This is a genomic window from Marinobacter zhejiangensis (assembly GCF_900114775.1).
Lineage (GTDB): Bacteria > Pseudomonadota > Gammaproteobacteria > Pseudomonadales > Oleiphilaceae > Marinobacter > Marinobacter zhejiangensis.
Genome location: NZ_FOUE01000002.1, coordinates 694,058 through 714,293 on the forward strand (window position 1 = coordinate 694,058; position 20,236 = coordinate 714,293).

The window sequence follows — 20,236 nt, forward strand, 5'->3', positions numbered from 1 at the left end:
CCGCCTGGGGTCAGGCCCCGATTTTCTTCAACACTACGTCCAGCATGACCTGCATGTCGGCATCAATTTCATGGGGCTGAACCCTGGACATGATGTTGCGAAGTACGCGGGCCTCATTGTCATCAATCTGCCCATCCCGTTCAGCGATGGTCAGGAGTTGACGGAGCTCCTTTGCATCGAGTTTTCCGTCATTGCTAAAACACTCGATTGAGCGGAATGACATTTCGAGATAGTCCCGTGATTCCTTCATTTTCCCTTCCTTTGGTTAGTGGTCCTTCAGCATGCGGCTGCTTTGGTGAGGGCGACATCGTCCCACAGAATTCAGCGGGGTTCTGTCGACCGTTCGGACTTTCTGTCGCTCTGCCTTTCTGGCGAGTGTCCTCAGAGGCAAGCAGTAGGTTAAGGGATTAGCCAGACGGGACACTAGGGCGCCAGCCCGTCCTTGTCCAGACCTTGGGCAAGGCGCGAAACACAGTCAGCGCAAATGCAGGAACGCCCCCGTTTATCGGCGGGCACCAGAGCTTTCATCGCTTCAGTAAACTGTATGTCAGGGGCGAAGCACCAACAATGCTCGGGCGGTTCTCCAAGGCTGACCGCACAGTGATTCTCCTTACCGCACAGTGGGCAATGGGCGGTACCGGGAACTTGGGGGGGCTCATGGCTAAGGGTCATGAAGGGGGCGTCCAGCTACTTGATATAGAGGGAGAATACCAGATGGAAGGCGACGATTTGACCAAGACGGCATAAATTCATTCCGGAACCCTGTAAGCTTCCAACCAGAGGGTCGTCCGGCCAGCCTGCCCGGACCGGGATCCAATCCTATTTGTTGTGAGGGAACACCATGTCTGACCAGGATGCGTCACCGATAAAACTCCATGTCGCCCTTGTTGAAAAAATCAACTTTGCCTGCCACCAAAGCGCATTTGCGATCCTGCGTGAACTCAAGATTGAGAACCTGGACCGAGAGCACGCGCTGTCTGGCCTGTCGTTTGAGCTGGCGGCCTCGCCGGCCTTCCTGAAACCGAAGCGTTGGGCGCTGGACCGGTTGGCAGCCGGTGGCTTGATGCCGTTAAAAGACCGGGATCTGGAGCTGGATGGGGGCTTTCTCTATGGGCTGACAGAATCGATGCGGGCCACCGTCACCGTTCGGGTCAGTCGAGGCGAGGAAACACTGGCGGAACAGGTGATTGCTGTAGAACTTCTGGCCCGTAATGAATGGGGCGGTGTGGTCTATATGCCGGAAATGTTGGCGGCATTTTGTACGCCTAATGACCTTGCAGTGGACCGTGTGCTTGGCCAAGCCAGCCAGATCCTTCGCAAGGCGAACAAGCCGGATGGCATTAACGGGTATACCGCCCATAGCCGGGAGCGGGTATGGCTGATGGCGTCGGCCATCTATTCTGCCGTTGTCGACATGCAGCTGAGCTATGCCCTTCCGCCTGCGAGTTTTGAACGTTATGGCCAGAAAATACGGCTACCCACTCAGATCGAGAGTGGCAAAGTTGCTACTTGCCTGGACACCACGCTGTTGTTGGCCGCGGCTTTTGAACAGGCCAACCTGAACCCGCTTGTGATTCTTACCCGTGGCCATGCCCTGGTAGGGCTGTGGCTGGAACCGGAAGACCTGTCCAGCGTGGTGGTGCACGATGCCGAAGTTCTGCGCCAGCGCATTCCCCTGAAAGAGCTGATCCTGATCGAAACCACACTCGTCACCCAACACCCGGCAGTGCCCTTTTCCAGGGCTGTTGAGATGGGCAACCAGCAGGTGGTGTTGCAGAACGACCATGAGTTTGTCGCGGCCATTGATATCCGTCGGGCCAGGGCGCACCGGATAAACCCAATAAGTCTGGGCACTGTCAGCCAACAGGGCGTGGAACCGGTTAACAGAGCTGAGCCGCAAGGAACCAGTCTGGAGGAAGCACCGGACCTGCCTTCCAGTACCGTCGTGCTGAGTGAAGAGGTTGCTGAAGAAACCCCCGGAGGGCGTCTGGAACGGTGGCAACGAAAGCTGCTGGATCTGTCCGGACGGAACCCGCTACTGAACCACCGGTCCAGCAGAAGCAGTCTGCCGATCGTGTGTAGTGACCCCGGTGGCCTTGAAGATGTTCTGGCCACGGGCGCCCGCATTTCGATCGCGCCGTTTCCGCGGCTGACAAGTCTTGAGCAGGACGCAGACATTCACCGGCAACGGACCGGTGAAGACCTGAGGCAGGTGTATGCCCACGACGCTTTGGGCAAGAAGCAGGTGTTGGTGGAACTGACCCAGGAGGAGTTGGACAAGCGCGCCGTTGAGATTTACCGCAAGGCACAAACGTCGTTGAAGGAAGGAGGTTCAAACACGCTGTTTCTGGCGGTTGGCTTCCTGCTCTGGCGCCCCCGGGACCGAGGGGATCGCCGCTATCGTGCTCCGCTTATCCTGTTGCCGGTATCACTGGAACGCAAGTCCGTGCGTAACGGGGTGAAGATGCTGGCCAGTGATGATGAGCCGCGTTTCAACACCACGCTGCTGGAAATGCTGAGAAAGGACTTCGCTATCGACATATCCGGATTCAGTGGTGTTCTGCCTGAGGATGAGAGCGGCGTTGACGTTGAGGGAATCTGGACTCACATGCGTCACGCCATCAAGGATGTCCCTGGTTTTGAAGTGGTGGAGGATGTGGTTCTCGGTCATTTTTCGTTTGCCAAGTACCTGATGTGGAAAGACCTGGTCGACCGCTCTGCTGAGCTCAAGGAAAGCCCGGTGGTCAAGCACCTGATGGAGACGCCCCGGCAGCCCTATGACAGCGATATACGGTTTGTCGAACCTGGCGAACTGGACCGGGACTACACGCCTGCGGACCTACTGACACCGTTACCAGCGGACTCGTCCCAGATGGCGGCGATTGCCACGGCAGATCGCGGTAAGGACTTCGTGATCATTGGTCCGCCAGGAACCGGTAAGAGCCAGACCATTGGTAACCTGATTGCCCATATGTTGGGGAAGGGCAAGAAGGTGCTGTTTGTGTCCGAGAAAACCGCAGCGCTTGAGGTGGTGCATCGGCGCCTGCGGGAGATCGGCCTGGGCCAGTTCTGCCTGGAACTTCATTCCAACAAGGCCAGAAAAGCCGACGTCCTGCAGCAGCTTGGGGCTTCCTGGAGCAGTGCCTCCGATACCGATATCGGCGACTGGAAGGTGGAGGCGGAGCGCTTGAAGTCGCTTCGGGATCGCCTGAACCGGGTCGTCAACACGCTGCACCGGCCCCGCCGCAACGGATTAACCGCTCACTATGCCATGGGCGTGAAAGTGCGGGACGGTGAGCTGGCAACCAGCGTTAAGTTAAGTTGGCCCACCGCCGACCACCATGATGAGGCGCAACTGGACGCACTGCGCGATATGGCGGAATTGCTGGAGGTGCAGGCCTGTGCCGTTGGCAGCTTCAAGCAGCACCCACTGAGCGCCATCAGTCATCACGACTGGCACCCCCAATGGCAGGAACAGGTGGTTGTGGCGGCGCAACAGCTAAAGACCGGAACCGAGCAATTGCGGCGGGATCTGGACGCGTTACAACAAGCACTGGGGGTTGTCGTCGGCAAGGTCAGCCTGGCCAAGCTGGCGGCCACTGCGGAATGTGGTCAGGTGTTACTGGATGCTTATCGCAAGCATGCCTCTTTTGCCCTGGAACCGGATGCACCAGAAAGGCTGGAGGCGCTGGAAGAAGCGGGGTCGCATCTCAAGACCTACATCAAGCTGCAAACCAAACTGAGCTGCGCCTATGACGAGCTGGCCTGGCAGAAGCTTGACGCAGGGGTTCTTGGCACTGAGTGGAAGGCGGCAAACAGCACCTGGTGGCCCAAGGGCTGGTTTGCCCGACGTAAGGTCGTGAAACAACTGCGGCTGGGCGGCGCCCAGGGCAAGCCGAATCCGGACACCGATATTGCGGTCATCCGTCAGTTGCGTGAAACCGGCGGCCATATTGAACGACTGGAACGTGTTCTCAAAGGTCTCCGGGGTTGGGAGTCCTACGATACCGACCCGAACACCCTTACTGAGCTGAGGTTGCTTGGCTCCCGTGCACGGGCGGCTGTTGGCAAACTGGCGGACGATGCCGAGTCGCTGGTGACCTTGCGTTCGAAGATTCGAACGCTGATGTACGAAGCCAACGATTTGCTGGCGCCGGATGCTTCGGTGGGTCGCACGATCGCCGCGTTCCTCAGCTCCCTGGAGACCTTCAACAGACTCAAACCGCAACTTGAAGTCCTGGTGAGATCCACGTTGGATCGCCACCTGTCTCCGGATATGTCCGTGCTGGAGGCCATTACCCGTGAGTGTCAGGACATCGAAGAGCACCGTCATTCTCTGAAGGACTGGTGTGCCTGGGTGCGCCGCCGAAGCGAAGCCCAGGACCTTCAGCTTGGCGCGCTGGTGAACGCCATCGAAGATGGCAGCGTGGCCCCTGACCAGGTGAAAACGGTGTTTGAGGCCGCCTATTGCGTTTGGTGGTCATCCACGGTGATCGGTGAGGATGAGTTGTTGCGCACCTTCTCGTCACCGGAGCATGAGGCCGCAATCCAGAACTTCCGGGCGCTCGACGCCCGGTTCAATGAGCTGACCGCGAAGTACATTGCCGCTAACCTGGCCGGGCAGATCCCGGACCAGAACGAGATCACGCGAAGCTCCTCCTGGGGCATCCTTCGCCATGAACTGCAGAAGAAGACCCGACACAAGCCCGTGCGGGAGATGATGGAGACCATTCCGGAGGTCATCACCTCATTGGCTCCGTGCCTGATGATGTCACCGCTTTCCATCGCCCAATTCCTCTCCGCCGGCCAGGCCCTGTTCGACGTGGTGATTTTCGACGAGGCGTCGCAGATCACGGTTTGGGATGCGGTTGGGTCCCTGGCGCGCGGGAAACAGGTGATCGTCGCCGGCGACCCCAAACAGATGCCTCCTACGAATTTCTTTGCCCGCTCGGACGATGACCCGGATGGTGATGTTGATGATGAAGGGGATCTGGAGAGCATTCTGGATGAGTTAATCGGGTCAAGTATCCCTCAACGGGTGTTGAACCTGCATTACCGTTCTCGCCGGGAGAGCCTGATCGCATTTTCAAACAGCCGTTATTACGACAGTTCACTGATCACCTTCCCGGCACCGGTCCATCCGGATAGGGGGGTGTCGCTGGTTCGCCCTGACGGTTTCTATGCCCGTGGTAAGGCCCGACACAATCAGGGCGAGGCCAAGGCCATTGTTGCCGAGATCGTGAGGCGGCTTACATCAGAGGACCCGTCCGAGCGTAAACACTCCATTGGTGTGGTGACGTTCAATAGCGAGCAGCAGAGCCTGATTGAAGACCTGCTCGACAAAGCGCGTGCCGAGGACCCCTCCATTGAGTGGGCGTTTTCTGAAGAAGATACGCTGGAACCGGTGTTTGTTAAGAACCTGGAAACCGTGCAGGGGGACGAGCGCGACGTCATTCTGTTCAGCATCACTTACGGTCCCGATGAGTCCGGTCATGTGACGATGAACTTCGGGCCGCTCAACCGTTCCGGCGGGGAACGCCGCCTGAATGTCGCCATGACCCGTGCGCGAACCGAAATGAAGGTATTTTCCACCCTGGCCCCGGAACAGATTGACCTGACCAGAACCCAGGCAAGGGCAGTTTCCGACCTCAAGCACTTCCTGGAGTACGCTGAACGCGGGGCGTCCGCTCTGGGAGCTGCGGTTCATGGCTCGGTGGGCGATCTGGAGTCTCCGTTTGAGGTGGCCGTAGCCAGGGGGCTGCAACAGAAGGGCTGGACCGTACACCCACAGATCGGTGTCTCGGCCTACCGTATCGACCTGGGTATTGTTCATCCGGACAAGCCCGGGCTCTACCTGGCGGGCATTGAATGCGATGGCGCCATGTATCATAGCTCCGCCTACGCCCGTGAGCGCGACAAGGTGCGTCAGGCCGTTCTTGAGGGGCTTGGCTGGACCTTGTTCCGGGTATGGTCCACGGACTGGTGGACCAATCGGGACAAGGCCCTGGAGATGCTTCATGAGGCGCTGACCCGGCGCTATGAACTTGACCGGGAAGGCGCGAAGGAAGCTGGGGAGGCCGTGACCGAGTGAGGCCATGGCTAGCATTTCCTTTCAGGGCCTTCTGGATTTCGGACTGTTTCCAGCGGAGAAGGCTCTATACTCAAAGGGAAACCTCTCGGTAACGCCTTGAACACGCAGGGAAACCGCAATTTTTCAGGATATTTTATTCAAAGGAGTCGATTATGAACGAGTTAGTTGATCAGCTGGATATCAACCAGTACCTGCCCACGGCGCTGGACTGGGCAACGAACATTCTGCTGGCGCTGGTTATCCTGATCATCGGTATCTGGGTGGCTGGCAAGGTCTACCAATCGATAGCGCACATTTCTACCAAGCATGAACAGCTGGACGATACGCTGTTCCGGTTCTTCGGCAGTGTTGCCCGTTACACCATCCTGGCGTTTGTGGGTATTGCCGTACTTAACCGCTTTGGGGTGCAAACGGCCTCAATTATCGCCCTGCTGGGTGCCGCTGGCCTTGCCGTTGGCCTGGCCCTTCAGGGTACGCTGTCCAACCTGGCGGCCGGAGTGATGCTGCTGATTTTCCGGCCTTACAAAGTTGGCGATTTCATTGATGCGGCCGGTAAGTTTGGCAAGGTCACGGAAGTGGATATGTTCACCACGATCCTGCAAACCTTCGATAACCAACAGATCATTATTCCCAACAGCCAGATCTGGGGGCAGCAGATCATCAACCATTCCCACCATGCGATTCGCGGTGTGGATATGCGGTTTGGTGTGGCTTACAGCGAAAGCATTGATGAAGCCCGCAAGGTGATCGATTCGGTACTGGCCAATCACCCCCATGTGCTCAAAGACCCGGCACCGTTTGTCGAAGTCGAAACCCTCAACAACAGCTCGGTGGATTTCCTGGTCAGGCCGTTCTGCGAAGGCGAGCACTACTTCAGTGTGCTGTATTCCGTGCCCGAGCAAATCAAGAAAGCCCTCGACGAAGCGGGCATCGAAATCCCGTTCCCTCACCGGAAAGTTATTCTGGTTAACGAAAAAGATTGAAACCAGGCGGGTCGTTGAATGTGGCCGGGGCGGGAGCGAACGCGCTTCCGCCTTGAGGGGAAAGTATTGTCAGGCCACGCCGTGGCTGCGGAAGTGTTGGACGTAGGCCTTGTCTACCTTGAGGATGTGGTGGGTCAGCCAGTCCTTCAGTAATGCCAGCGCTTCGGTTCCAGAAGCTTCGCCACGTTCGTGGCAGTCCAGCAGGCTCAGAACCTTGCTGGTGAACTGGTTGTGCTCTGCCTTGTGGGCGTCAGTTTCAGGGTAACCCAAGCGATTGAACAGGTCCTCCTCAACAATGAAGTGGTTCATCGTGTAATCCATCAGGCCTTCGAGGATGTCACCAACCTCCTGGCTATCGGCGTCGTTTTCCAGTGCTTCGTGCAGGCGGTTGGTCTGGTCAACCAGCCAACGGTGTTGGGTATCAATCTCGCCAATGCCAACTTCGAGCTCTTCACTCCATGGCCAGAATGCCATACTGCCTCCCAAGTTATTGTTTTACCAGCCTGCTTATCCTAGGTTGTTGGGTTGGCTGGAATATTGATCTGGATCAATTGGGGGCTGAGGGAAGCGACCGGCAGGGCTTCCGGTGAGAGGGGGATCACGTGAGTGCCGGGTTAACTCAGGTTTTTCGTGATGACAAGCGAACGCTGGGCGCGCTTGTCCACCTCCAGCGTAAAGAGGTCGGGGCGTGAGTAATGCCCGGTGATATCCAGTGCCCGCTTGGCGGCAGCAGCCTGGCTACTGTCGATCTCGCAGGTAACGTAGCCTTTCTGGTTAGACAGAGGGCCAGCCACAATCTCGCCCCCGGGAGCAATGACCACGGAATCGCCGGGGTTGATCCAGGTTTCCTCCTGCGGGTACAGCGCCTGGAGTTCCGGAAGGTCGCGGGGCAGGTCCGAGCGCTCCAAGGCCACACCGCAGCCCAGTACCCAGCAACGGCCCTCTCGGGCGATGTGCTGCAAGGTTCCGATCCAGCCCTCACCACTGTCATAGGTTGGCGCGATGTACACCTCAATGCCCTGGGCATAGAGCGCATAGCGGGCCAGGGGCATGTAGTTTTCCCAGCAAACCAGGGTGCCCAGCTTTCCGGCCGGGGTGTCCACGACATTGAGTCCGCTGGCATCACCAAAGCCCCAGACCATCCGTTCCGGATTGGTCGGCATCAGCTTCCTGTGGTGGTTGATCACCGCTCCGTCGGGGCCGATCACAATGACCGAATTGAATAGAGTGCTCTGGCTGTTTGCGGGGTCGCGCTCGCTGAACCCACACACCACGGTGACCTGATGCTTGCGAGCGGCCGCCATCAAGGGGTCCAGGTCGCCGGCGCCAACACTCACCGAGTTCCTGAGCAGGCGGGTGTGCAGGGCCTCGCAGGTTCCCCAGTCGCCGCCCGGTCGCAGCCGCCAGATCCACGCTGGGTAGCCGGGGATAAACGCCTCTGGAAAGACAATCAACTCCGTGCCTTGGGAGGCAAGGTCCGCAATGATATCCACCGCCAGGGACAGGGTGTCCGTCTTATTGAGAACAATGGGAGCCTGTTGAACAAGCGCAACGTTTGCCATGATCGGTCTCCTGAGAGTTCGCTGTTTGCGATTGGACGGGCGGTTAAACCGGAGCGTCTGTAAAAGACTAGTTCAAAAAGGCGGAAGACGGCGGGGTTGGTCAGGTGCGGGTGGACGTGTAAAAAAACGCCAGCAGACGCTGGCGTTTTTTTGGGGGGGCTAGGCCCGGGCGGCTCTGGCCGCGTGGAGTTTTTTGTAGCTTTCAATCAGACGCAGGTGTTTGTCCAGGCCGTCCAGTTGCATGTTGGTGGGTGTCAGCCCATGGAAACGAACGCTGCCGTCCACCGAGCCGACCACGGCATCCATGGTCTCCTCGCCAAACATGCGCCGGAAGTTTGCGATGTAATCGTCCAGCTCCAGCTCTTCGTCCAGGGTGATTTCCAGAACCGCCTGAACCGCACGGTAGAACAGTCCCCGCTCCACGGTGTTGTCGTTGAACTGGATAAAGGTCTCAACGAATTCCAGAGCTTCTTCGTGCCACTGCAGCGCCAGGCAGATCAGCAGCTTCAGCTCCAGAATGGTCAATTGGCCCCATACGGTGTTTTCGTCAAACTCAACGCCGATGAGGGTGATGATGGTCATGTAGTCGTCGAGCTGACTTTCTTCAAGACGCTCGGCCAGATCGGCCAGTTGCTCATCATCCAGGGCGTGCAGGTTCAGGATGTCTTCCCGATAGTTCAGCGCAACGTTGGTGTTGTCTTCGATCAGATCCTCAACCGGGTAGACCTCCGAGTAGCCGGGCACCAGGATACGGCAGACTGGTGCACCCAGGTCTTCGTGAACGGCCATGTACGCTTCTTTGCCCAGGTCTTTCAGGATACTGAACAGGCTGGCGGCTTCTTCCTCGTTGGTGCCGGAGAAGTCCCACTCACAGAATTCAACGTCCTGCCTGGCGCTGAAGAAACGCCAGGAAACCACACCCGTGGAGTCGATAAAGTGCTCAACGTAGTTGTTGGGCTCCGACACCGCCAGGCTGTTGAAGGTGGGGGGCGGTACATCGTTCAGGCCTTCAAAACTGCGCCCCTGGAGCAGTTCCGTCAGACTGCGTTCCAGTGCCACTTCAAAGCTTGGGTGGGCACCGAACGAGGCGAATACGCCGCAGGTTCTCGGGTTCATCAGGGTGACGCACATCACCGGGAACTGTCCGCCCAGCGAAGCATCCTTGACCAGCACGGGGAATCCCTGCGCTTCCAGGGCCTCAATGCCTTCAACAATGTTGGGGTATTTCTCAAGTACGTGCCTGGGGACATCCGGCAGTACGATTTCTTCTTCGATGATCTGCTTTTTCACGGCCCGCTCGAAGATTTCCGACAGGCACTGAACCTGGGCTTCGTACAGGGTATTGCCGGCACTCATGCCGTTGCTGAGAAACAGGTTCTCCACCAGGTTTGATGGGAAGTACACCACTTCACCATCGGATTGGCGAACAAAGGGCAGGGCACAGATACCACGGTCCTTGCGGCCGGAGTTGGTATCAATCAGGTTGGAACCGCGCAGTTCGCCTTCCGGGTTGTAGATCGCCAGGCAGTGGTCATCAAGAATACCGTCTGGTAGCTCATCCTCTGGCCCGGGCCGGAACCACTCCTCGTTGGGGTAGTGGACAAAGTCGCTGTTGGCGATGTCTTCGCCAAAGAACTGGTCGTTGTAGAAGAAGTTGCAGTTCAGTCGCTCAATGAATTCGCCCAGCGCCGAACACAGGGCACTTTCCTTGGTGGAGCCCTTGCCATTGGTAAAGCACATGGGCGACGCCGCGTCGCGGATGTGCAGTGACCACACGTGGGGCACGATGTTGCGCCAGGAGGCGATTTCAATCTTCATGCCGAGATCCGCGAGGATAGCGGTCATGTTGGCAATGGTCTGCTCCAGCGGAAGGTCCTTGCCTTCAATAAACGTCTGGTGCTCGCTGTCCGGCTTGACCATGAGCAGGGCCTGGGCGTTTTCAGACAGGCTCTCCACGGTTTCGATCTGGAAGTCCGGGCCGGTCTGAACCACCTTTTTGACGGTGCAACGGTCAATGGAGCGGAGGATGCCCTGGCGGTCTTTTTCGGAGATGTCTTCCGGCAGCTCAACCTGGATCTTGAAGATCTGGTTGTAGCGGTTCTCGGGATCAACGATGTTGTTCTGGGACAGCCGGATGTTGTGGGTCGGAATGTCGCGAGCCAGGCAGTAAACCCGCACGAAGTACGCCGCACACAGCGCGGAAGACGCCAGGAAGTAATCAAACGGGCTGGGGGCAGAGCCATCACCCTTGTAGCGGATGGGCTGATCGGTGATTACCGTGAAGTCGTCAAACTTGGCTTCAAGCCGAAGATTGTCGAGAAAGTTGACGTTGATTTCCATTCCGAAAGTACCAGGGTTGTGGGGTTGCGCGAGCCATTGGCTGATCTTGCCGTCATTATCCAGCTTTTATCCCTCGCCGTCTCGACCGGTACGAATATTCCCATTACATTCCGGTATCAACGGAACCGCCCATCCGGGCCGTTTTGAACTAACTTAACCTAAGCCTTGTTGATCATCGTTCAGCTGTGGGGCCTTGCTTATGCGATTGCTGGTAATTTCGCTACTTGCGCTGTTTTTGAGTCTGGCATTGCTGATTTCGGGCAACGCCTTCCTGGCAACGCTTCTTGGGCTGCGGTTCGGGCTTATGGGGGTCGATGCCGGCACCATTGGTCTGGTGATGGTGGGCTATTCCATCGGGTTTGTGATTGGCGCCAGGTATGGGGGCATCGTTATTCGCCGGGTGGGGCATATCCGCGCTTTTGCGGTCTATGCGGCCGTTGCAGCCGTTGCAACACTGGTCTACCCGATGACGGACGAAGTCTGGGTCTGGTGGCTGTTGCGGGTGATTGGTGGGATAACCATTGCCGCGCTGTTTGTGACGATTGAGAGCTGGTTCAGTGCGGTTGCCTCGAACGCCAACCGCGGCACCATTTTCGCTATGTATCAGGTCGTCACCTACCTGGCTGCTGCTGGCGGCCAGTTGCTGATTGCACTGACCAATCCGGAAAGCTTTGTGCCGCTGAGCCTTGCCGCCATTTTACTGGTAGCGGCGATTATCCCCCTGTCGTTGTCGCACATGCACTCACCAGAGCTGAGCGAGCCGAAAGATCATCTCTCGTTGCTGAAAATGTACCGGATGGTTCCCTTGGGGGTTGTTGGTGCTTTCGTCAGCGGTGTTTTCATCGGGTCTTTCTACGCGCTGGTGCCGCTGTTTGCCAGTCTGACTGGGCTGAACACCGACGAAGTCTCCCTGTACATGTTTGCTGCGGTGATGGCCGCGATGGTGTTTGCCTGGCCCATTGGTTGGCTGTGCGATCGTTTCCAGCGCAGTCACATCCTGCTGGCATTGAGTGTGTTGGGGAGTATTGCTTGTCTGGCCAACGACTGGCTGGCGGAGGACGCGTTTGTATGGCGGGTTATCGCAATAGCAGTCTGTATGGGGTTGTCGGCGGCCATCTATCCAGTGGCTGTGGCTATTACCAATGACCTGATGGATGCCACCCAGATCATCGCAGCGAGTACTGGGCTGTTGCTGAGCTACAGCCTGGGGGCCGTGGTTGGGCCGCTGGTATTCTCGTTCGTGATGGCGGAGCAAGGGCCCTCGGCCCTGTTCCTGGGGCTGGCGGTGGCCCTACTGCTGATGGCGTTTTACACCCTTCTCCGCCAGCAACGTCGCCCACCCATACCAGTGGCGGAGCAAGAAGACTTTGTGTCCGCTATCCCGGATGTGAATCCGATTCCGGATATTGACCCGCGGAACGAGGCGTTTGTCGAGACGCCCATCGAAGAGCTGTTCAAGGACAGCTCCGACACCGAGACCTGATAGGCGCCATAGGGACAGTGGTCAGGAAGACCCGTGTCCCTATGGGCACGGATGAATCAGTCGGTCTTCTGGAAGGACAGCAGCTCGTTGCCTTCGCCATCCAGCAGGTACAGCTTGAGTCCGTCGCGGGAGTAGCCGCGGACCTGATTCATATTTTGCTGGAAGCTGTCGGGAACGGTCATGTCGAAGCAGGCCTTACGGGTTGCGGCGATGGGGCCGAACTCGATGCTTCCGGTATCAACGTGTTGGATGCTGCCCCGCAGGTTATTGCAGCCGTCAAAGCCGGACACGGTCAGGTTGCGGTGATCGATCTCCATGCGGGGCCGTTGCGCCTCTGAAGTCAGCTCCAGTGCTTCCCCGTTCATGGTTTCCAGTACCCAGATATCGTGCAATTGCATCAGGCCCTGGTCAGGGGTTTGTGTGGCGGTCGTGTCTTCGGTCTCCAGCGCTGAACAGCCTGCCAAAATGGATGCAGTGATCGCCAGGGATCCTGCCAGCCGAGTCATTTTTTTACTTTTCATCGGTAACCTCATTTTTGGGACGTGTATTCCGTGTCTTGAACCAGGGGTTAGTAAGCTAGCTAGCCATTATCGGGTGAGCTTGACGATAAACCACTGCTGTTTGTACGTATGGATTGAATCATCGGTGGTGAACCTTCCGCTTAGATACCCTGCCTGCCACGACGCTGTGCGCGCCATTCACTGGGCGACAGCCCGGTCCATTTCTTGAAGCTTCGGCTGAAGACGGCGAGATCGCCAAACCCCAGATAGAAGGACAGATCGGTCAGTGAAAGCTCGCTGTGTGCCAGGTATTCACAGGCCAGGCGTTCGCGGGTTTTACGCAGGATGCCCGCAAAACTGTAATGGTCTTTTTTCAGGTGTTTCTGCAATACCCGAGGGTGTAAATCCACCATACGGGCAACGGTACCCAGGTCGCAGTCTCCGGTAGGAAGCAACTCAGTAACGGCCCGCTCAACCTGCAGGTGCAGGGCAAGTGGCAGTCTTTCGGGCCCATCAAGACGCCAAAGGTCCTGCAAGGCGTTTTTCAGGTGAGCTTTTGGGGCGACAAGCTGGTGGGTGAGGGTGTCGGGATAGCAGATCTGGTCACAAGCCTGGGAAAACTTGACTGGCGCTGAAAAAACGTCCGAGTACAGAGTGGTATCGGGGGGTGCTGGCTGACGCAGCTCAACCTGAACCGGTGTTACTTCGCCACCACTAAGTTGACTCAGGCTGCGTTTGAGCAAGCCCAGGCTCAACGCGATCAACTGTGTACAGTCGATGAGACCGGAAAAAGCAAAATCTATCGAAAGAATGAGCTGATGATCTCGGTTGGTGGCACTGATCAGACAACCTTGGGCATGAAAGTCGATATGACGCTGAAGTAAGGCAAGGGCGTTGCCAATCGTCTCCTGAAGGCAAAGCTGGTTGCCCAGCGCCCCTGCTATTTCCAGACCTTGGTGGGAGGCCAGAAGTACCCCGAAATCTGGTCGCGCGCATTGAACAGCCGCCAGATTCAACAGGCGTACCACGGCAATGTACGAGAGGTAGGTGTTCGACTTTTTCAGCATCACCGGAGAAATGCCGGCGGCCTCAAGCAGCGGCACCGGGTCTTGCCCCAGCGACGCCACCAACTCTGGAAACCCATGTAAACCTTCACCACGACAAATGTAACGCATTCGTGAATAGTCAAGTGGCGTTCGTAAAAGGTCAAGCTATTTGGAGGCAAATTGTCCAACAATAGCGCAGCGTAAAAATAACAAGCAGCCCCTTGATCGGCTGCGAAAATAAAACGAATGCTCCCAAAGACCACAGGAATGTCCATGAATAATCATAAGAATGACATGAACCAACTTCGCCAATATTTCGACCATCGCGGATATAAACTCTCCTATCTCGACACTCATCCCGGTGATGCGTCCCGGCCAGTGGTGCTTCTGATCCACGGTTTCCCCGACACTGCGGTGATGTGGTCAGAACAAATCCGTTTCCTTGTAGACGCGGGCTATCGATGTCTGGCTCCAGACACTCTGGGTTGTGGTGATTCGGAGTTGGGCAGGAAGCTTGATGACTACAATGTGTTCAATATCATCGCCCACCACATTGCATTGCTGGATCACCTGAACATTGAGCGAGCAGATGTGGTCGGGCATGACTGGGGAGCTGTGCAGGCCTGGTTCCTCGCGGCGTATCACCCCACGCGCCTAAAGACCTTGACCGTGGTGTCGGTTGGGCATCCCACTGCGTATGCCCGGGCTGGGTTGCGCCAAATGGTGGCCGGCTGGTACATCGCTTACTTTAACCTGAGAGGTATCAGCGAGCGTTTGCTCGCGGGCAAGGGACGGCTTTCCCTGCGTTCGGTGTTTCGTTCCCACCCCGATATGGATGAAGTGATGGGGCGTTTCTCCGAACCTGGACGCCTGGTCGCGGCTCTGAACCTTTATCGTGCAAACCTCATTACGGTACTGACACGCAGTCACCCAAAAGTAACGGTACCGACGTTGGGTGTCTGGAGCGAAGGGGATGATTTCCTGGTGGAAAAACAGATGCGGGATTCGGAAAAATGGATGGCTGCCGATTGGAGCTACCAGCGAACCGGTGGCGCGCACTGGGTGCCGATCACTGAGCCTGGTTGGCTGAACTCACAGATTCTGGAGCACCTGGCCAAAGGTGTGGCCTGAGCTGAGCCTGGATGGGCCAGGGCGATCTATGAAGGCGAGTTGGGAGCCTGGCGTGTAGCCCAGACTTCCATCTCAATAGTGTTCAGTACACTTTCGAGTCCTTCGTCGAAAATGGCTTTGCGCCAGTTGTACGCTTTTACCAGGCTTTTCATGGTGGGCTTATCAAGAACGGCGCCCTTGAAATTCGCATTGTTGATATCCGCCCGTTCGAACCGTGCGCCACGCAGATCGGCTCGCTGGAACAGGGCGGACTGCAGCGGTGCTCCCTGGAATTTCACCCTCCTCAGATCGGCGCTCCTGAAATGGACCCAACGTAGATCTGATCCTGAAAAGCGGGCATCCACCAGCACTGCATCGTCGAAATTTGCCTTTCGAAGATCGGCCTGAGGCAGCTGGGCGCCGGTCAGGTCGGCGCCCTGGGCATTCAGCCGCTGAAGGCACGCTCTGCGGAAGTGGGCAGAGCGCAGATTCGATTCCCTTATATCGGCCCAGCTCAGGTTTAGAGCCGCAAGATGGGCGCCGGGCAGATCGCAGTGACTCAGGTCCAGAATGATTTTTTCGTCTTTCTCTTCAATTTCTGCATTCAGGGCCTCAACGGCGATTGCCTTCTGGCGGATGGCTTGCTCAAACCCGCGAACCAGCAACGAACGGGTGATGTTATCATGGGGAAGCTTGAGGTTGGCTAGCAAAACAAGGAAAACTTGCTCGTGGAAACGCGCGTGCTCAGGATTCAGGTAAGACAGTATCGACACCGCGGCGCCAGCTCGAATGGTGGCGCCTTCAGAGCCTAATCCTTCGATAATTTCATGAAAGCGTTCATCAAAACGCCGGACCTGTTCACTTTCCAGCTGACGCCGGTCCACTTCACGCTGTCGGCTTGATTCGGTCATTTGCCGCCACACGGTAACAAACACACCGAGCAACGCGATGATTGCGGTAATGAAGGGCGCGGACTGCACAAAACGTCTCCACCCACCACTGTTGAGAGCGATTTCCTGCTCCAGCCTGGCGATTTCTCGCTCCAGCTTCATGGCCTCAAGCTGTTGGACCGGAGCCGGCGGCGGATCTTGGTCTTGTGCTCCCCAAGCTGGATTTAACGCCAAACAGACTAGCACCATAACCACAAGAGCCGTCATTCGTACGATCATTGGTGGCTTGAACTGCCATTCCGTGACCATAACCTGAGCCTCCACTGTCACTGATACTCAAAGCCTAGATCAGGAATCGGGGCCGCCGGATGTTTTTTGTTCAGGTCTGATAAAGCAGGCAATGCCAGAGCCCAGCTGGAAAAGCACCTTTCGTTGGCTATTATTTGATCATCTTTATGGTTTCGTATAACGCTTTCAGGGAGGAGTTGTTATGAATACCTATATTCGCTTGGTTGTGAGCCTGTCCTTTGCCGGGGGAGCTGCCTGTGGTTATGCGGAATCCCACCCCAATCAGGTTTTTTTTGGCGACTCCCATGTCCATACCGGCTGGTCTGCCGATGCGGGTATGGACGGTGCGGTGCTGACGCCGGACGATGCCTATCGTTTTGCCCGAGGGGAGGAGGTGACCTCCAATTCCGGCCAGAAGGCGCAGCTATCCCGCCCGTATGACTGGTTCATGGTGACCGACCATTCCGATGGCATGGGGGTGATCAACGAGATTGTTGCGGGTAACCCGGAAATGATGGCGAACCCGATTCTTCAGCGATGGCGCGATGCGATCAGTGAGGGCGGAGAAGCAGCCGCATCGGCCAAAAGTGAACTGATCATCATGCAATCGAACGGGGAGTTGCCAGCCACGGTTATGGACCCCAAGTGGATGGTCTCCGCCTGGGAGAAAACCATCTCTGCGGCAGAGAAATACTACGACCCCGGTGAATTCACCACGTTCATCGCCTTTGAATGGACGGTTAATTCCGATGGCGGTGATAACCTCCATCGCAATGTGATTTTCCGCGACGGTGGAGACCGTACCAGTCAGATTCGCCCATTAACCACCTTTGAGACCCAGGACCCGGCTAGGCTCTGGGCCTGGATGGCCGAATACGAAGCCAATACCGGTGGCCAGGTACTGGCGATTCCCCACAACGGAAACATGTCCAACGGCCGTATGTTCGAAGAGCAGCAGTTTGATGGCTCACCCATGACGACCGAGTGGGCCACCCTTCGTGCCCGTTACGAGCCGCTTTACGAGGTCACCCAGATCAAAGGACAGAGTGAATCTCACCCCATGCTGTCACCAGACGATGAGTTTGCTGACTGGGATCTGTGGGACCGGGGCAACCTGATCCTCAAGCCCAAGCCGGAAGGGGCATTGGCGTTTGAGTATTGGCGGGAGGCACTGAAGTCCGGCCTGCGCCTTGAGGACGAACTGGGGGTAAACCCGTTCCAGTATGGGGCTAACGCCGCGACCGATACCCACACCGGCCTGTCGACCCCGGAGGATGCCAACTTCTTTGGCAAGTTCAAAACCCTTGAGCCCAACGCCACACGCTGGAATTTCCCGGTCATTGAAGGGCCGACTGGGGACTATATGGGCTGGGAACAGGCTGCGTCTGGGGCGATGGGTGTCTGGGCGACGGAAAACACCCGGGAAGCCATCTGGGATGCCATGAAGCGTAAGGAAACCTACGCAACCACCGGACCAAGGATGACGGTACGCTTTTTCGGGGGCTATGGCTTCAACGCAGAGTCGCTGGAAGGTGACTGGGTGGCGTCGGGTTACCGCGATGGCGTGCCGATGGGCGGGATGATGGCGTCCGCGGCTGACGGTCAGGTGCCATCGTTTGTTATCGCGGCCATGAAAGACGCCGAAGGTGCCAACCTGGACCGGGTACAGGTGATCAAAGGGTGGGTGGATGCTGAGGGCCAGACCCATGAACACGTCTACGATGTTGCCTGGGCTGGCGACCGTGAACCTGATGACGAAGGCCGGCTGCCGCCGGTAGGCAACACCGTGAATATGGAAACCGCCGAGTACACCAACGACATTGGTGCAACTGAGCTATCCACTGTCTGGACGGATCCGGATTTTGATCCGGCCCAGAAGGCTTTCTATTACCTGCGGGTCCTGGAAATCCCAACACCACGATGGACACTGTACGACGTCGTGCGTTTTGGTGCGGAGATGGACGACAACATACCGCTGGTTCATCAGGAACGGGCGTTTACCTCACCCATCTGGTATTCGCCTCGGTCCTCATCCTGAGTGTCCAATAAGGGGTGGCGGTCTGAAGCCACCCCTTACAACCGCCGTCAGCTGACGAAGCCGATAATCACCCGCTCAAGGGTCCAGAAGGCCGCGAGTGAGCCGATGGTGTAGGGGGGCAGGTAGCGCACCCAACCAGACCAGCTGAACTTCAGCGAGCGCCATACCCAGACCAGGGTGAAGACCGCCAGTACAAACGCCAGTTGGCCTAGCTCTACGCCCACGTTGAACATCAACAGGGCCAACGGGACGGCTTTCTCTGGCAGCCCCATTTCGGTGAGGGCACCGGCGAACCCGAAGCCGTGCAGCAACCCAAAACTGAATGCGACAACCCAGGGCGCCCGTTCGGTCAACCCTGACCGCCCCCGCAGGGACTGAACCACTTCTGCAGAGACAAACACGATGCTGAGGGCAATGATTGCTTCCACCGGCGGGCCTGGCGCGTAGATCCAGCCCAGCGTTGCCGCGACCAGTGTGATGCTGTGGGCCACGGTGAACGCGGTCACGGTGGCAACGATTCGGCGGCTGCCTTTGACGATCATCAGCAGGGCGAGCACAAAGAGCAGGTGGTCGATGCCCATCAGGATGTGTTCAAACCCCAGCCCCAGGTAGGTCAGCGCGACCTGCCACCCGGCCTGTGGTGGCTTGACCCTAAAGCTGGGGCTTTCTGGCAGCAGGCGCTCTACCTGAGTGCTGCCATCCAGCCTTACCACCCTGGCCACCACATCGGTAATGCCGCCAACCAGCCCGTTGATCCGGATGGTTTTCCCCTCAAGCCCCCCGGTTCGCCGGATCTGCCACTGCTCGATATGGGTGTTACCCACCATCGTTGTGCGGGGTTGGCTTACGGCTTCGGTATCGCCGGGAAACTCAACATAGACACCAAGGCGCCTGTCGCCGCGGGCGGGTACTCGCCAGACGACGTCATACCGGTTGTCATCGAGTTCAGACAGCTGCAGGAAGGCAGGGCGAAACACGTCGGCCTGTCCAGGGCTGGCGACCACCAACCCCAGTAGTAGCAATAGTGAACAGCGTAACCAGACTCTCATTCGGCCTCGGGCTCCCTGTCGCTGAACATCCGATCGTCAACGGCGTACTCGACGCTGTACCGGCCCCGGAGTGATTCATAAAGCTGCTGCTGGACCTGCTTTGCCTGTGCGTTGAGCCAGTCCCGGGCAACGGCCTGACGAACCTCTGCCAGAACTGCAGGTCGCGCGGGTGAGTGTGCTGTCAGTAGCACCAGGTGCGCACCCAGTCCGGAGACGACAGGTCCGCTCCATTCCCCAACCGGGAGAAGCCCCAGGTTAGATTGGAACGCATCGCCAAAGCGACGCTGAACCTCGTAGGCGGTTACGCCGTCGAAGGTCTGGGGTAGCAACCGTGAGTCACCGGTAATGCCGCCCTCGCCGGATTTAAGGCGTGGCAGGAGCTTGTCCGCCACCTCTGTTAACGGTTCGTCGTAGTGGTCAGGGTTAAGAAAAACCTGCCGAAAACTGTAACGCGGCTGGATGAGGTAATCGTCCGGGTGGTTGTCCAGCCATAACCGGAGCTGGCTGTCGGTGGGTTCGGCCGGTAGTGCCGTCTCCGCAAGGTAGGTCATTTTCTGACTGACCCGCCGGCGGACAATGGGGTCGTTTTCAGCGAGCCCCATGGCCATGCCTTCGCGGAAGAGGATTTCTTCTCGCAACCAGCCCTGTACAAGTTGCTCCAGCTCATCTGCAGTTGGCGTCCGCTGCCAGGTCTGGCTGTGTTGCGCTTTCAGGTTGTCGATGACCTGCTGCGTGACGTAGATGGTATTGGGCTGAGCCTCGTCGTTACTGACGGAAAGGTAGAGGGCAAAGAGCAGGGCGCCCAGCATGAAGAAGTGCAGCAGTGGTTCTTTCACGAGGTTTTTCATAGGACAAC

The 20,236-nt window shown here is 57.5% G+C and carries 15 protein-coding genes; 5 read left to right on the forward strand and 10 right to left on the reverse strand.

The genetic code is table 11. The annotated features are described in order from the left end of the window. Positions 1 to 10 precede the first annotated feature (10 nt). Together BMZ67_RS08525 and BMZ67_RS18830 are read right to left on the reverse strand one after the other, a co-directional pair. Positions 11 to 250: a hypothetical protein gene (locus BMZ67_RS08525; RefSeq protein ID WP_092021613.1), complete on the reverse strand. Its 240-nt coding sequence runs from the start codon at positions 248 to 250 to the stop codon at positions 11 to 13. Positions 251 to 423: 173 nt separating this feature from the next. Further along, complete coding sequence (locus BMZ67_RS18830; protein WP_092021615.1) at positions 424 to 672, reverse strand: cysteine-rich CWC family protein; 249 nt, start codon at positions 670 to 672, stop codon at positions 424 to 426. A 169-nt stretch (positions 673 to 841) separates the two neighbouring features. On the opposite strand from BMZ67_RS18830, the gene BMZ67_RS08535 reads away from it, so the two are divergent. Together BMZ67_RS08535 and BMZ67_RS08540 are read left to right on the forward strand one after the other, a co-directional pair. Further along, on the forward strand, positions 842 to 6,091 hold the full coding sequence (locus BMZ67_RS08535) for a DUF4011 domain-containing protein (protein ID WP_092021617.1): 5,250 nt from the start codon (positions 842 to 844) through the stop codon (positions 6,089 to 6,091). Positions 6,092 to 6,243: 152 nt separating this feature from the next. Next, entirely contained in the window at positions 6,244 to 7,074 is an 831-nt protein-coding gene (locus BMZ67_RS08540; protein WP_092021619.1) for a mechanosensitive ion channel family protein, read from the forward strand. A gap of 69 nt (positions 7,075 to 7,143) precedes the next feature. On the opposite strand, the gene BMZ67_RS08545 is transcribed toward BMZ67_RS08540, so the two are convergent. From BMZ67_RS08545 to BMZ67_RS08555, 3 genes are all read right to left on the reverse strand, one after another. Continuing rightward, on the reverse strand, positions 7,144 to 7,548 hold the full coding sequence (locus BMZ67_RS08545; RefSeq protein WP_092021621.1) for a bacteriohemerythrin: 405 nt from the start codon (positions 7,546 to 7,548) through the stop codon (positions 7,144 to 7,146). Positions 7,549 to 7,688: 140 nt separating this feature from the next. Then, positions 7,689 to 8,636, reverse strand: a complete 948-nt coding sequence (locus BMZ67_RS08550; RefSeq protein ID WP_092021623.1) for a carbon-nitrogen hydrolase family protein — start codon at positions 8,634 to 8,636, stop codon at positions 7,689 to 7,691. Positions 8,637 to 8,795: 159 nt separating this feature from the next. Then, positions 8,796 to 10,976 (reverse strand): OsmC domain/YcaO domain-containing protein, encoded by a 2,181-nt coding sequence (locus BMZ67_RS08555; RefSeq protein ID WP_092021625.1) that lies wholly within the window; start codon positions 10,974 to 10,976, stop codon positions 8,796 to 8,798. A 199-nt stretch (positions 10,977 to 11,175) separates the two neighbouring features. Between BMZ67_RS08555 and BMZ67_RS08560 the strand changes: the two genes are divergently transcribed. After that, positions 11,176 to 12,459, forward strand: a complete 1,284-nt coding sequence (locus BMZ67_RS08560; RefSeq protein ID WP_245749915.1) for an MFS transporter — start codon at positions 11,176 to 11,178, stop codon at positions 12,457 to 12,459. A gap of 56 nt (positions 12,460 to 12,515) precedes the next feature. Here the strand turns inward: BMZ67_RS08560 and BMZ67_RS08565 are convergent, their stop codons facing one another. Together BMZ67_RS08565 and BMZ67_RS08570 are read right to left on the reverse strand one after the other, a co-directional pair. Then, complete coding sequence (locus BMZ67_RS08565; protein WP_175481872.1) at positions 12,516 to 12,980, reverse strand: META domain-containing protein; 465 nt, start codon at positions 12,978 to 12,980, stop codon at positions 12,516 to 12,518. 140 nt (positions 12,981 to 13,120) lie between these two features. Then, the gene (locus BMZ67_RS08570) at positions 13,121 to 14,134 is read right to left on the reverse strand and encodes an AraC family transcriptional regulator (RefSeq protein WP_092021629.1); all 1,014 of its coding nucleotides are present in this window, start codon (positions 14,132 to 14,134) and stop codon (positions 13,121 to 13,123) included. Positions 14,135 to 14,278: 144 nt separating this feature from the next. Between BMZ67_RS08570 and BMZ67_RS08575 the strand changes: the two genes are divergently transcribed. Continuing rightward, positions 14,279 to 15,136, forward strand: a complete 858-nt coding sequence (locus tag BMZ67_RS08575) for an alpha/beta fold hydrolase (protein WP_175481873.1) — start codon at positions 14,279 to 14,281, stop codon at positions 15,134 to 15,136. Positions 15,137 to 15,162: 26 nt separating this feature from the next. On the opposite strand, the gene BMZ67_RS08580 is transcribed toward BMZ67_RS08575, so the two are convergent. After that, a complete protein-coding gene (locus BMZ67_RS08580; RefSeq protein WP_175481874.1) occupies positions 15,163 to 16,167 on the reverse strand; it encodes a pentapeptide repeat-containing protein in 1,005 nt (334 codons plus the stop codon). A 328-nt stretch (positions 16,168 to 16,495) separates the two neighbouring features. Here BMZ67_RS08580 and BMZ67_RS08585 point away from each other — a divergent pair, with 328 nt between their 5' ends. Then, the gene (locus BMZ67_RS08585) at positions 16,496 to 18,331 is read left to right on the forward strand and encodes a DUF3604 domain-containing protein (protein WP_092021634.1); all 1,836 of its coding nucleotides are present in this window, start codon (positions 16,496 to 16,498) and stop codon (positions 18,329 to 18,331) included. A gap of 47 nt (positions 18,332 to 18,378) precedes the next feature. Here the strand turns inward: BMZ67_RS08585 and BMZ67_RS08590 are convergent, their stop codons facing one another. Then, positions 18,379 to 19,380 (reverse strand): HupE/UreJ family protein, encoded by a 1,002-nt coding sequence (locus BMZ67_RS08590; RefSeq protein WP_092021635.1) that lies wholly within the window; start codon positions 19,378 to 19,380, stop codon positions 18,379 to 18,381. Then, positions 19,377 to 20,228: a peptidyl-prolyl cis-trans isomerase gene (locus tag BMZ67_RS08595; protein WP_092021637.1), complete on the reverse strand. Its 852-nt coding sequence runs from the start codon at positions 20,226 to 20,228 to the stop codon at positions 19,377 to 19,379. Before BMZ67_RS08595 ends, BMZ67_RS08590 begins: the two co-directional genes overlap by 4 nt. Positions 20,229 to 20,236 lie beyond the last annotated feature (8 nt).